Here is a 13,511-nt window from a genome sequence, read left to right as displayed (position 1 = left end):
GGACGCACACGCTGCAAGATCGCGGTGGAGAAGTCACGACGACGAGGGTCGGCCGGAGGATCAACACGGAAGTACGCCTCCCATGGGTCAACCTTAGGCAGCAATCCGGCCGGTTGGGAACCCCCGGTTCGGACTGCTCCGGGCGCCGGCCCGAAGCGGCGGCCGCGTCCGTGAACCGGCCCGTTTTCGGCCCGTTTGGTCGCATTCTGGCCATGTGATCGAAAAAGCTTTGGCAAAGACGGGTGACATCGAAGCATTCCCAGTGCTGGCACGGCGAAACGGCGCAAAACAATTTTCGTTTTGGCACTCTTTTGGCCGCGGAAACGGGGATCATACGCCACTGAACTCGGAAACTCCATGGAATTCGCGTAAAATTGAAAGCCTGCCCGGAGCGGGGCAGCTACAAGTCGCAAGCAAATGACCTCCACGGGAGAAGCCCAAATGCCCAAAGACCGAAGCATGACCGACTCTTCAGCAGGCGTTAACAACGCCCGCGGAACCGACAATATTTTGCCTGAGGGCGTTGCGCCCCAGGGCGCCAAGAAGCCGAGGCTGCTGCCTCGCCGCAGGCTCAAAGTCTCCGACGTCAACGTCGTCAACAAGCCGATGCTCAAGAAGGCACTCGGCGGAACCATCGTGGGTAACACCATGGAGTGGTACGACGTCGGCGTGTTCGGCTACCTGATCACCACCATGGGTCCGGTGTTCCTGCCCGAATCCGACCCGTCCACGCAGACGCTGTTCCTGCTGGGCACGTTTGCCGCCACTTTCATCGCCCGTCCCCTTGGCGGCGTGATCTTCGGCTGGTTCGGTGACAAGGTTGGCCGCCAGAAGGTCCTGGCAGCAACCCTGATGCTGATGGCGGCCAGTACCTTCGCCATCGGCCTTCTGCCCGGCTACGCCCAGATCGGTTTGTGGGCGGCCGGATTGCTGGTGCTGCTGAAAATCGTGCAGGGCTTCTCCACCGGCGGTGAGTACGCCGGAGCCACCACCTTCGTGAGCGAGTATGCCCCGGACAAGCGCCGTGGCTTCTTCGCGAGCTTCCTTGACCTTGGGAGCTACCTTGGATTTGCCATGGGTGCCGCCCTCGTTTCAGCCCTGCAGCTGACCATGGGCCAGGCTGCGATGGAAGAGTGGGGCTGGCGCATCCCGTTCCTGCTCGCCGGTCCCCTGGGCCTCATCGCGGTCTACTTCCGGAGCAAGATTGAGGAATCCCCGCAGTTCCAGGCCACCCTGGACGCCCAGGAAGAACTCAGCAAGGACGCTGCCAAGTCCTCCGATGCTGCCTCCAAGAGCCCGGTGGGCGTTGTCAAGGCCAACTGGCGGCCCATTATTGTGGCCATGATCCTTGTGGCTGCGGCCAACACCGCAGGCTACGCACTGACCTCCTACATGCCGACGTACCTCACGGATGCCAAGGGCTACGACCCTGTCCACGGCACGCTGCTGACCATCCCGGTGTTGGTCGTCATGAGCCTGTGCATTCCGCTGACTGGAAAGCTTTCGGACCGCATCGGACGCCGCCCGGTCCTGTGGATCGGTGCCGTGAGCACCATCGTGCTGGCCACTCCCGCCTTCCTGCTGATTGGCGTCGGCGAGATCTGGTCGACTCTGGCCGGCCTGGCACTGATCGCCTTCCCCGTCACGTTCTATGTGGCCAACCTGGCCTCGGCGCTGCCCGCGCAGTTCCCGACGGCCAGCCGTTACAGCGCCATGGGTATCGCCTACAACTTCTCGGTAGCGATTTTCGGCGGCACCACGCCGTTCATCGTGGCGGCACTGATCAAGGCGACCGGCAACGACATGATGCCCGCGTATTACCTGATGGCCACATCGGCCATTGGCGCAGTGGCCATCTACTTCCTGAAGGAATCCGCCAACCGTCCCCTGCCCGGCTCCATGCCTAGCGTGGATACCCAGGCGGAGGCCCGCGAGCTGGTGGCCACCCAGGACGAGAACCCCCTGATCGACCTGGACGACATGCCGTTTGAGGATGAGCTGCGGGACACCGAAAAGGTTCCTGCGAGGACCTGACCTTGTAGTCAGTCGCCCCGCCCGTCGAGGCCTGCTTTGCACGATGTTCCTTTGTGACAGCGTGCAAAGCAGGCCTCCCGCGCGTCTGGCAGACTTTTTGCGGAAGAACGCACGGAACGAACGAAACGAACGCACGAAAGACCGGAGGTACCCATGGCCCGCACCCTCAGGCGTCATCTCCGCGACCTGCACAGCCTCGGCCCGGCCAACAGTGATCACCTGTCTGCCCTGCGCGTTGCCGTGAGCGTGGCCGTGCCCTCTCTGGTTCTGCTGGTGCTCGGCCGCCCGGAGCTGATCATCTATGCCGTGTTCGGCGCCCTGACCGGAATGTACGGGCGCTCGGAGCCCCACCAGCTCCGCCTCAGGCACCAGGCCCAGGCCGCACTGGTCCTGCTCAGCGGGGTTGGCGTTGGCGTCTTCCTGTCCGTCAACCACCTGCATTCCTGGTGGCTCGTGGGGGTGGAAGCGCTCCTCGCCGGCGTCGGCTCGGTTTTCTCCGACAGGGTGAACCTGAAGCCCAATGGCCCCTTCTTCGGCATCCTTGCACTCGGTGCCTGCGCCTCAGTGCCCGCAACGGTTCCCTGGTTCGCGGCGCTCCTCATCGCTGCCGCCTCCGCGGCGTTTTCAATCATCATCGGCTTTGGCGGCTGGGTGCGGGGCCGGAGGTGGCAGACGGGAGCGGCCCGGGCCGCGGCGCCCCTGCGGGGACTGCGGCGCTACGCTGCAATGATCCACGCGGCGAGGTATGTGCTGGCAGTCGGAACTGCCGGCGCCATCGGCGTCCTCAGCGGCAGCGGCCACCCGCACTGGGCCATGGCGGCCGCGGCGGTTCCCCTTGCGGGGGCAGACCTGCCCAGCAGCGTGCACCGCGGCCTCCACCGCATGATGGGGACCTTCCTCGGGCTGGTGGTGGTCGCCGTCGTACTCCTTCCGGTGCCGTGGGCGCCGCTGGCGTTCTTCCCGGGCGCGGAAGCCGCGGTGCTGGCGTTCCTAGTGATCATCTTCCAGTTCACCACCGAACTTTTCATGACGCGGCACTACGGCCTGGCCATGGTGTCCTTCACCCCTGTGATCCTGCTGATGACGCAGCTCGCAGCCCCGGCTGATCCCTACATCCTCATCACCGAACGCGCCGTGGAAACAGTGGTGGGGGCGGTGATCGGCATCCTGGTTATTGTGCTGGTCCGGCGCCGCCGCCGGACCGGCGCATCGCTGTAGCTACTTCGCCGGCCTGCGCGGGGGCCCCGCCGTGAACCGGGCGGGCAGCATCCTTGAGGCCGCGGCGACGATCTTGTACCGCTTGGTGGGGATGGAAACCGCGCGGCCGCGTTCGTTGTCCGCCAGTCCTTCCCGGACCACGCGGTCAGCGTTCAGCCACAGCCAGCGCGGGGCCACGGTCTTGTCCATGCCCATGCGGTCGTGAAATTCGGTGTGGGTGAATCCCGGGCATACCGCCGTCACCTTCACCCCGCTCCCGGCATATGCCAGGTTGGCCCAGCGGCTGAAGGTCACCTGCCACGCTTTCGCCGCCGAGTAGCTCCCCCGGTTGGCGAAGGCGGCAACGCTGGCCACATTGATGATCCTGCCGGAACCCCGCGCCAGCATGCCCTGCAGCGCCGCATGGCACAGTTCCATGGGCGTCTGGACATGCAGCCTGAGGTGCCGGCGTTCCTCTTCCAGGCTGTTCTTGTCGAACGGCTTCAGCAACCCGATCCCCGCGTTGTTGACCAGGATTTCCACCGGCCGCGCAGGGTCGGAAAGGCGTTCGACGACGGCGGCCACTCCGGCGTCGTCCGTCAGGTCCGCGGACAGCACCTCCGCGGTGATGCTGTAGTTGTTTTCCAGTTCATGCGCCGCGGCCCGCAGCCGCTCCGCGTCCCGCGCGACCAGGACCATGTGGTGGCCCTGCTCGGCGAGCTGGCGGGCAAACTCGGCGCCGAGGCCCGCGGTGGCGCCGGTGATCAGGGCTGTGGTTCCGGGAACTTGTTCCGTCATGGCAGAAGCCTAGCCCCTTGAGCCGGTCACCTCCCCCGGAACGTCCCGGCCGGACCCTGCGAGCGGGTTCTCCAGCCGGCCTGCCATCTGCAGGCCCCCGGACGGGTCCGCCAGGTCCAGCATCTGCTGGTTGTTGCGCAGCTGCAGCCTGTTCAGGCAGGAGAACTGGAAGTCGGGCGCAAACAGGTCGTGGCGGGCAAACTGGTCCACGAGCTCCGGGTGTTCCGCCTGGTAGTCGCGAATGGCTTGAGCTGCGATGCGCCAGAATGCGTCGCCGCCAAGCACCCCGTCTTCCTCGAGGAGGGCACCGAGGAACCGGAAGATGCAGTCGAACACATCCGTGAAGATGGCCAGGACCTTCTCGCCGTCGGGAATATCCACCTTGATCCGGGACACGGCATCCGGCAGCTCAAGCCGGTCCCCCATCACTACGATTTCCTCCGCAATGTCCTTCATCACCGCACGCACGGGCACGCCGTTTTCGAGGACCAGGATCACGTTCTCCCCGTGGGGCATGAACGCCAGCTCGTAGCGGTACAGGCAGTGCACCAGCGGGACGAGATAGGCCTCGAAGTACCGCCGCAGCCACTCCCCCGGTTCGAGCCCGGACTGTTCGATCAGCGCGGACACCATGGGCTTGCCGGCCGAGTCAACGTGCAGGAGCGAGGCCATGGTGGCCAGCTGCTGCCCGTCCTTCAGCAACGTCAGCGGGCTCTCCCGCCACAGCGCCGACAGCATTTTCCGGTACGGCGAATCCTTGATGGAAGCCGCCTCGTAATAGCCGTTGTGGTATCCAATGGCGGCCACCTCGCGGATCAGGGCAAGTCCCCGGTCCCGCAGGGCCTCGTCGCTGCCGATCAGCTCCTGAAGCCAGTCATTGATTGCCGGCGTGGCCTTCATGTACAGCGGCGAGAGCCCCCGCATGAAGCCCATGTTCAGGACGGACATGGCCGTCTTGACGTACGCCTTTTCCGGCGCGGACGTGTTGAAGAATGTCCTGATGGACTGCTGCGCCTGGTAGCTGTCAGCCCCGAGGCCGAGGTGGACAATGTGCTGCCGGGCGATTTCGGCGGCAAAGGTGACCGTCAGCTTGTTCTCCCACTGCCAGGGGTGCACCGGCATCAGGAAGTACCGGACCGGGTCCAGTCCCAGGGCGGTGAGCCTGGCATCGAAAGAGGCCACGGTGTTCGTGCCCAGTTCGGCTTCCAGGTGGGCGGCATAGTCCAGTCCCTCGCTGGAGGTGAACACTGCCTTGCTCCGGTGCACTGCGATCCATTCCAGCTGAACAGGGGCGCCGGCTTCCGGAGCAAAGGCACGGTAATCGTTGATGCCGAAGCCCAACCGGCCGTTGTTGGCCACGAAGCAGGGGTGTCCCTCGGTCATGCTCCGCTCAATGGCCTGGAAGTCCGTGGCCGCATCCGCGCCGCGCGTCACGCCGGCCGCCAGCTCAGCGGAGGACGGCTGGCCCATCCACTGCTTGTATGCATGGCTGGAGAGCGTGCTGCTGATCTCCTCAAGATAGACAGGGAGCATCTCCGGCCGGATCCCCAGGGTGTCGCGGAATTCGGTGATGAACCGGAGGGCATCCAGGGCTGCATCCTCCCCGTCCCGGCTACACGTGATCGAGTCGGCATCCACGGACCAGTGCTCAAGGGGCCGGATAGTTGCGGAGAAGCGGTATTCAACCGTGGTGTCGTCACTGAGCACCCGGTAGTCCCGGGACCGGGCTGCCGCTCCCGTGCCACCCCGGGCCGGGTCCCCGGCGCTGGTCCGTTCCGGGCTGAGGATGCGCTCGTGGGAGAACTCGGCGAGCGCCTTGCGGACAAGGTGGCGGTTGGCCGCAGCCCAGCGTTCCGGGGTGAGGTGTGTTGCCGCGTTGCCCGCGGTCAGGACGGGTTCAAGGTCAGCGATGGTCATAGTGATGCTCCCTGGCGGATCGGGGACTGGTGGATCGGGGATGAATGGAGGGCTGCACGGGCGGAAGTGAACGCTTCCCGGGTGCAGAAACTGAGGAGGGCCTGTTTGTCCGGCAGAACGATCCCACCGGCAGGCCGGAATCCCAGCCGTTCGTTGAGGACGTGGATCTTATGGTTCCGCGCGTCCGGCTCAACCACCACGCGCTCTACCCTGTCCTTCGCGAAGAGCCGGTCCAAAACCGTTTCCATGACGGCGGCGGTAAAGCCGGTGCGCGGCGGCCCGGCCGGCGGAGCCACCAGGAGGTGCATGCCGATGTCCCCCGGCTGCACGGCGTAGAGGCCGGCCAGGGGCGAGAAGGACGGAAGGTACTCCTCCATCAGGAAGGCGGGAACGCCGTCGTCGAGCCCCAGCAGCGCGTGGTGGTGCCCGCTGGACTGGATCTTTGAGTATTCCTCGACAACGTCCGCCACGGTGGCGGAGTGCATCCCCCAGAAAGCGGCGTACGGGAGGGCCACCCAGCTGTGGAGGAGTTCCGCGTCGGATTCCGGATCGAAGCAGCGGAACGTGAAGCTCATGCGTGCACCCCGAACTCCTGGAAGGCGATGGTCCGTTCCACGGGGTAGACCTCGCGCCCGCAGATCCCGCGCAGGATGCAGGAGTTGCGGTAAGCGGCCATGCCGAGGTCCGGCGTGACGAAGCCGTGGGTATGGAGTTCCGCGTTCTGGACGAAGATCTCCCCGGGTTCGACGCCGGTGCTGTAGTTGCGCTCCACCGCGAACCTGCCTCGGTGGTCCCGGGCGATCCGGTCCTGTATCCCGTTCAGGAACTCCGGTTCGCGGTAGCCGTAGCCGGTGGCGAGCACCACGGCCTCCGTCTCCAGCGAGTAGCCGCCGCCCTGTTCCTCATGCCGGAAGTGCAGGGTGTGGGTGCCGGCTTCCGGACACCACGAGGCCGCGGTGAGTGCCGAGTGCGTCAGCAGCCGCGTATCCACGGCGTTTGAGAGGCTCTTGGCATACAGGAGGTCGTAGATGGCGTCGATGAGCTCGGAGTTGATGCCTTTGTACAAGTTCTTCTGGCTCTTGATCAGGCCGTCGCGCTGCTCCTCCGGTAGCCCGTGGAAGTAGTCCACATACTCCGGTGACGTCATCTCCAGGGTGAGCTTGGTGTACTCCAGCGGGAAGAACCGCCCGGACCGCGTAACCCAGTTCAGCCCATATCCGTGGACGTCGATTTCCTGGAGCAGCTCGTAGTAGATTTCGGCGGCGCTCTGGCCGCTGCCCACGATGGTGATGCTCCGCTGCCTCTGCAGTTCACTCTTCCGCGCCAGGTAGTCGGCGTTGTGGAGCACTACACCGCCGCCGTTGGCTGCCGCCATTACTATTCCGCCGCAGGCTGCCGGCACGTACGGCGACGTTCCAGTGCCCAGCACCAGCCGTCGCGCGCGGAGCAGCTCGGGCCCCTCGGGGCCGTCCACGGACAGCGTGTACACGCCGTCGTCGTACGTGATCTCCCGGACGTCAGTGCCGAACCGCAGCGATTCGAGCTGGCCGGCCACCCACTGGCAGTACTGGTTGTACTCGGCGCGGAGCGGGTAAAAGCTTTCCCGAATATAGAAGCGGTAGAGCCTGCCCGACTGCTTCAGGAAGTTCAGGAACGAATAAGGGGACGTGGGGTCCGCCAGCGTCACGAGGTCCGCCATGAACGGGACCTGCAGGTGGGCGGGCTCCAGCATCATGCCGGGGTGCCAGTCGAACGAGTCGCGGCGCTCCAGGAACACCGCGTCGAGCCCGGCCACCGGCTCCGCAAGTGCGGCGAGTCCCAGGTTGAAGGGTCCGACGCCGATTCCGGCGACGTCGTAAATGCGGCCGGCGCCCGAGGTGCTGGAGGTGCTGGAGGTGCTGGAGGTGCCGGATGCTGGGGCGTCGGGCTTGCCCGCGCTCATGCTGAGGCCTCCCGGCCGGCAAGCAGCGCTTCGCCGGTGCTGCGGAGCAGGTTGATGACCGCGTTGATGTCCTCGGGAGTAGCCTCGGCGTTGAGCAGCGTGAACTTCAGGAAGTGCCTGCCGGCCACCTTGGTGCCGGCCACCACCGCCTCGCCCGAGGCGAATACTGCGGCCCGGATGGCCGGGTTGAGGGTGTCGGCGGAGTCCTCAGCAAGCCGGTTGCCGTCAGCAAGGACCGGGCGGTAACGGAACACGAGCGTGCTCAGCTGCGGCTCGGCGGCCAGCTCAAAGTCAGGATCCGCGGCCAGGGCCTGCCCGGTGCGGGCCGCAAGGTCGATCGCTTCGTCCAACAGCGCACCCACGGCATCCGTCCCCATGATCCGGAGCGTGAGCCAGAGCTTCAGCGCGTCAAAGCGCCGCGTGGTCTGGATGCTCTTGTCCACCTGGTTGGGAATGTCCGCCAGCACGGCGCTCTCCGGGTTGAGGTAGTCCGCATAGTAGGTCACATGCTGCAGCATGGCCCGGTCCCGCACCAGCAGGGCACTTGAGCTGACAGGCTGGAAAAAGGTCTTGTGGAAGTCCACGGTGACAGAGTCCGCCAGCCCGATTCCGTCCAGCCGGTGGCCGTAACGGCCCGAAACCATGAGCCCGCCGCCGTAGGCGGCGTCGACGTGGAACCACGCTCCGTACGCCCTGGCGAGGGTGGCGAGCTCGGCGAGCGGATCCACCGCGCCGAAATCAGTTGTCCCGGCTGTTCCCACCACGGCCATCGGCACCAGGCCGGCGTCGGCAGTCCGCGCGAGTGCGGCCGCCAGCGCAGCGGGGTCCATCCGATGGTCGGGTCCGTAGGCGACCGGCACGACGGCGTCGTATCCCAGCCCCAGCATGGACGCCGACTTACGGATGCTGAAGTGGCTGTCAGCCGACGCGAAGATACGCAGCTTGTCCAGCAGGCCCGGCAGGCGGAGGGACTCCTTGCCGGGTAGCTTCCGCAGCCCGGCAACTGCGTGGTTGCGGGCAATGAGCAGCGCCTGGAAGTTGGACTGGCTGCCGCCGGACGTGAACACACCGTCCGCTGTGGCGCCCAGGGACAGCCGCTCCGCGGTCCAGTCGATGAGCCGGCGCTCGATCATGGTGGCACCCGCGCTCTGGTCCCAGGTATCCATGGAGGAATTGACGGCGGACAGGATGCTCTCCCCCACCAGCGCCGGAATGACCACGGGGCAGTTCAGGTGGGCCGCGTACTTGGCGTCGTGGAAGTAGACGGCGTCCTTCAGGTACACCTCTTCAAGTTCAGCCAGCGCGGCAGCGGTATCCGGCAATGGGATGCCCAGATCGACGGCGGCGACGCGTTCCCTGAGTTCGAGGGGTCCGACGCCGGTGAACGGCTTGGTGGTCCGCTCCAGTTTGGTGGCCACGGCGTTGACGCCCTGGAGCACCTGGGCCACGTAGCGCGGCGCGTTGCGGGAGTTGAGCAGGTGGTTGGTGGCGGCGAGGGCCAACTCCACCCGGGAGCCGAAGTCTGGCCCGGCAGTCGGGGAAGGGAGGCCCGGCGGTTGTGGGTCCACAGGGGGCAACAGCGTCACAAGGTTTTCCTTTGGTAGGCGTTTGGCGGCGCGCCAACGTAGCAAGGTAAGCCTTACTTAGGTAAACCTTTTAGTCAAACTTTTGTGAGCTAATTATTAAATTGGAGGATTATCGGGGTGTTTGAGGCTCAATGGGGCGTCATTGACTGTTCCCGATGCCGCGGTTAAGGCAAACTTCGCCGCCTAATGCGTGGCGGTTGCTGCTGACTTGCGGCGGCACAGCAGCGTCCAGCGGTTGCCGGCGTCCTCCTTGGCGTAGGAAAACTGGTCCAGGGCCACCTTGGCGAGGGCAAGTCCGCGGCCGCTCCCGGACATGTCGTCCGGCAGTTCTGCCGCCGACAGGTCGATGCCGGCGGGCCGGGCATTGTCCGTGAACTCGGCGTACAACCGCTCCGGTTCACACTCCACCGCCAGGACGAACCGAACGGGGTCGGTGCTGGCCGGCTGCGAGTGCTCGATGATGTTGGACGCCACCTCAATGAGCGCAGTCTCGAACCGGATGCGGTCCATGGGCTCGATTCCGGGTTCGCCCGCCCAGACTTCCTCCAGCAGCTCATGGATCAGCTCCAGGCTCTCCGGAACCGCGGCGGCCCGCAGGCCGAACTGGCTGCTCATCAATAGGCCCCGTCCACCGAGGCGACCGGCTGCAGCACCTTGTTCAGGTTGGTCATTTCCAGGACCGCCGTGATCTGCGCCGTCGGGTTGGCCAGCCTGAGGTCGCCGCCGGCCTGCCGCGTCTTCTTCAGCCCGGTAATCAGCGCTCCCAGGCCGGACGAGTCAATGAAATCGGTACCGGCCAGGTCAACCACCAGCCGGACCGTGCCGTCGCTGATGAGCGCGTCAATGTTGGCGCCGAGGTGCGGCGCGGAGACCATGTTGAGTCGGCCCACGGGACGGATCACGCCCACTCCGTTGGCCAGGGTCTCGTTGCTGAATTCGATCATTGACTTACCTCTTTCTTCTTATTGCTGTCCAGCCAGGCATCGTAGCCGGGGTAGCGCACAGCCTCGATGACCACGCTGAAAATGAGCAGGTCGAAGGCTATCCACACAAAGTTGACGGAGCTGCCCAGGACATCGCCCTGACCCAGAAGCAGGCGGATGACGCCCACAACGACAGCCAGGACAAGGACAGCCATGGCAATCAGCTGCGGCCGGACCAGGTGCCACGGCAGCCGGTTGCGCTCCTGCAATGTCTTGGGCGTGACCCGGAAGTCCAGGTCCCGGCCCAGGAACACGTTGCCGAACGCGGAAGTGACGGACTTGATCCAGGTGGGGAAGAGGGCCAGGGAATACTGCTGGCCGCGCCACGTCTTCACCCCGCGCCCCACCACCAGGAACAGGATCTGGTTGACCACCAGGAACGGGATGAGCCGGAGGAAGAACTCGTTGCTCAGCGACTGCACCGGCAGGATCCCCAGCGTGAGGTAGATGACCGGGGCCGCGATGTAAGCCACCGCAGCGAAGCCGGCGAGGTAGCTCCACATGGTTGCCAGGTACATCAGCCGCTGGGCCACGCTCAGCCCTTTTTGCAGCAGCGGATTCTCCCGGAACATGACCTGCATGGTGCCCTGCGCCCACCGGAGCCGCTGTGTGAGCATCGAGTCGAGATCCTCCGGGGCCAGGCCGTCGGCCAGCTTTTCGTGGTGGTAGGCAGATTCCCAGCCGAGGGAATGCAGCCGCATGCACGTGGCCATGTCCTCTGTCACGGAGATGGTGGCCAGCGGCATCACGGCCTGCGCCTCGCCGGCCTTCTCCGCGTTGACGGATTCGATCAGGACCCGGACGGTTTCCACCGCACCCAGCGGAGACCAGTCGCGCTGGGACAGCCGGTCCAGCGCAACGTCGTCGATGACCGCGAGGGAGCCGTCGGCGTCGATGGTCCGGGACAACCCCTCGATCGAGTTCAGCTCGGCGTGCAGGGCCGCGAAGTCTTCAGCAACGAGGGTCCGGGCCACGGTGTCCACGCGTTCCTGGAACCGGTAGGTGACGTCGGCGATGCTTTGCCCGTCGCTAAGCTCACGGCGGACCTGCCGAAGGTCCGCCGCCACTGTGGTCAGCGCCGCAGCCAGCCGTTCCTGCCCGGGACCAAGCTGCCGCCTCGCCTTGGCCACCACCTTGTCCGCCGTCCGAAGCGCCTTGTTCAGCGCCAGCTCGGTTTCCGAGACGTAGCGCATCACGCCCAGCTGCATCAGGGCTTCGCGGCGGATGATCGCGTTGGAGCCGCAGAAGAACGCGGCATTCCACCCGTCCTTGCCCTGCTGGATGGGCCCGTAGAACAGCGGCGCCTGGCTGCCCAGCGGATCATTGGGCGGGACATTCATAAACACCTGGGGCGTCTGGACCAGCGCCATCCTGCGGTCGTTAAAATAGCCCAGGGTGTGGTCCAGGATCATGGGGTCCGGCACCTGGTCGGCGTCAAGGATCAGCATGAACTCGCCGTCGGTGGCGAGCAGCGCGTTGTTCAGGTTGCCGGCCTTCGCATGGCGCGGGCGGTTGGCCCAGTCCTCGGACCGCGTGATCCAGCCGATGCCTTCCGCTTCCGCGATGGCCCGTAGTTCCGCGCGGTTGCCGTCGTCGAGGATCCAGGTCCGGTGCGGGTACTCGATGTTCTTCGCCGCCCGCGCCGTTCCCATCACAAGGTCAAACGGCTCGTTGTAGGTGGTGATGAACACGTCGACGGTCAGGCCGGGCGGCGGGGGTGGCGGCGTGTCGCGCTGCCGGTAACGCCACATCGTGACGCCGAACAGCAGGGAGTCCACCAGTGAGTAGGTTTCAGCCAGGACCAGAGGAACCGCGATCCACCATGCCTCCCAGTTGATGGACACCATCCAGCGCCAAATAATGTAGTTCAGGCCGAGGACGGCCGTGGCCAGGACAATCAGCCTGATTGTCAGCTGTCGCGGTGTCAGCTGGCGCACTGTCAGCTGGCGCGGTGTCAGCTGCCGCGGTGTCAGCTGCCGCGGTGTCAGCTGGCGCGGTGTCAGCTGGCGCGGTGTCATGGCTGCCTCCGTACACCAATTGCGCAGGCTGCGAGTTCTTCGAACAGCTCAAAGCCGTCGGCGGCGTCCAGGCCGGCCACCGCCCGGGCACGCCTACTAGGCCGGTCCTGTAGAAGTCCCCATGCTTCCGGCCCGGAATCCACCACGCTACGCCCCAGCACGCCCGGCTGTCCCCCTGGATCCTCGTCGGTTCAGTCAGCCGCCCGGTGAGGATCCGGCTCCGGTGTGAGACCGGTGGAGCGGGAAGGGCGGACTGTCCTGAGTCAGTCCCACCTTATCTGCCCGGCACGGAAAAGGGCCAAGGCCCGGAGCGAAATATGATCCGGGAACGTCGGTGCGAGGTCAGCCGGCCGCGACTTCCTCCTGCGATGGTCCGTCCGGCTCCGTCAGGTGCCGCTGGTGGAGTTCCTCGGCGGCCAGTTCGTACCAGGTGTGCGCCCCAAAGGAAGGGCTGCGGGTGTCCAGGTGCCGGTACAGGGCGTCGGCCAGCTTGCCGAGGGCGTCGTCGGACAACGCCCGGACAGTTGATGCGGGATCCAGGTTTCCCTCGAGGTACTCGGACAGCTCCAGCCCGTCAATCGTGCGTTGTTCCCCGGCGACTGCCGCACCGCCGTCGATGTCGAACCCGGAGGTGGCATCAGCATCCAAAAGGGCGTTGATTTCTCCGTCCAGGCTGGTCTCTTCGCCGCGCGCCAGCCCGGCATGCTCAAGGCAGATGGGAAGTTCCGCGGGCTCGGCCAGGGTGAGCCGGAAAGCGTCGGCGCTGCCTTCAGCGTCCTGGCCCGCGATGTGACGCAGGTACATCAGGACTTCGGGGTCAAGATGGGACGTTTTGTGAAGGTCAACGGTGATGTCCTGCTCCGGCGAGAGCCGGCGCCCGCGGCGCATGATGTGCAGCAGCACGGGGTAATTGGCTTGAGTCAGGCATCCGGTGACTTCCAGGGCCACCCGTCCGGGATCAATATCCACGCGGACCAGCACACGCAATTTATGGTTCAAGGCTTCTCCCAATGAGACGTCCAAGAGCCAGCTTCAT

At 65.5% G+C, this 13,511-nt stretch carries 11 protein-coding genes; 2 read left to right on the top strand and 9 right to left on the bottom strand.

The annotated features are described in order from the left end of the window. The first annotated feature begins 441 nt into the window (after positions 1–441). Both ACFVWT_RS15780 and ACFVWT_RS15775 read left to right on the top strand, forming a co-directional pair. Positions 442–2,034 carry an MFS transporter gene (locus ACFVWT_RS15780; RefSeq protein ID WP_390249385.1) on the top strand — a complete coding sequence of 531 codons (1,593 nt, stop codon included), beginning with the start codon at positions 442–444 and terminating at the stop codon, positions 2,032–2,034. Positions 2,035–2,187: 153 nt separating this feature from the next. Beyond that, positions 2,188–3,252, top strand: a complete 1,065-nt coding sequence (locus ACFVWT_RS15775; protein ID WP_390249383.1) for an FUSC family protein — start codon at positions 2,188–2,190, stop codon at positions 3,250–3,252. Here the strand turns inward: ACFVWT_RS15775 and ACFVWT_RS15770 are convergent, their stop codons facing one another. From ACFVWT_RS15770 to ACFVWT_RS15730, 9 genes are all read right to left on the bottom strand, one after another. Then, positions 3,253–4,029 carry an SDR family NAD(P)-dependent oxidoreductase gene (locus tag ACFVWT_RS15770; RefSeq protein WP_390249381.1) on the bottom strand — a complete coding sequence of 259 codons (777 nt, stop codon included), beginning with the start codon at positions 4,027–4,029 and terminating at the stop codon, positions 3,253–3,255. 9 nt (positions 4,030–4,038) lie between these two features. After that, positions 4,039–5,946 carry an IucA/IucC family protein gene (locus ACFVWT_RS15765; RefSeq protein ID WP_390249379.1) on the bottom strand — a complete coding sequence of 636 codons (1,908 nt, stop codon included), beginning with the start codon at positions 5,944–5,946 and terminating at the stop codon, positions 4,039–4,041. Further along, positions 5,943–6,521, bottom strand: a complete 579-nt coding sequence (locus ACFVWT_RS15760) for a GNAT family N-acetyltransferase (RefSeq protein ID WP_390249377.1) — start codon at positions 6,519–6,521, stop codon at positions 5,943–5,945. Before ACFVWT_RS15760 ends, ACFVWT_RS15765 begins: the two co-directional genes overlap by 4 nt. After that, positions 6,518–7,888 (bottom strand): lysine N(6)-hydroxylase/L-ornithine N(5)-oxygenase family protein, encoded by a 1,371-nt coding sequence (locus ACFVWT_RS15755; RefSeq protein ID WP_390249375.1) that lies wholly within the window; start codon positions 7,886–7,888, stop codon positions 6,518–6,520. Before ACFVWT_RS15755 ends, ACFVWT_RS15760 begins: the two co-directional genes overlap by 4 nt. Further along, positions 7,885–9,468, bottom strand: a complete 1,584-nt coding sequence (locus tag ACFVWT_RS15750) for a pyridoxal phosphate-dependent decarboxylase family protein (protein ID WP_390249817.1) — start codon at positions 9,466–9,468, stop codon at positions 7,885–7,887. Before ACFVWT_RS15750 ends, ACFVWT_RS15755 begins: the two co-directional genes overlap by 4 nt. Before the next feature lie 189 nt (positions 9,469–9,657). Beyond that, positions 9,658–10,089, bottom strand: a complete 432-nt coding sequence (locus tag ACFVWT_RS15745; protein ID WP_390249373.1) for an ATP-binding protein — start codon at positions 10,087–10,089, stop codon at positions 9,658–9,660. Continuing rightward, positions 10,089–10,418, bottom strand: coding sequence for an STAS domain-containing protein (locus ACFVWT_RS15740; RefSeq protein WP_390249371.1), 330 nt, complete (start codon positions 10,416–10,418; stop codon positions 10,089–10,091). The genes ACFVWT_RS15745 and ACFVWT_RS15740 overlap by 1 nt, the downstream gene beginning before the upstream one ends. After that, complete coding sequence (locus tag ACFVWT_RS15735) at positions 10,415–12,304, bottom strand: glycosyltransferase family 2 protein (RefSeq protein ID WP_390249815.1); 1,890 nt, start codon at positions 12,302–12,304, stop codon at positions 10,415–10,417. The genes ACFVWT_RS15740 and ACFVWT_RS15735 overlap by 4 nt, the downstream gene beginning before the upstream one ends. A 513-nt stretch (positions 12,305–12,817) precedes the next feature. Beyond that, positions 12,818–13,474, bottom strand: a complete 657-nt coding sequence (locus ACFVWT_RS15730) for a hypothetical protein (protein WP_390249369.1) — start codon at positions 13,472–13,474, stop codon at positions 12,818–12,820. Between the last annotated feature and the right edge of the window lie 37 nt (positions 13,475–13,511).

It is taken from the genome of Arthrobacter sp. NPDC058288 (genome assembly GCF_042880995.1).
GTDB lineage: Bacteria > Actinomycetota > Actinomycetes > Actinomycetales > Micrococcaceae > Arthrobacter.
This window is presented reverse-complemented; position numbering and strand designations above follow the sequence as displayed.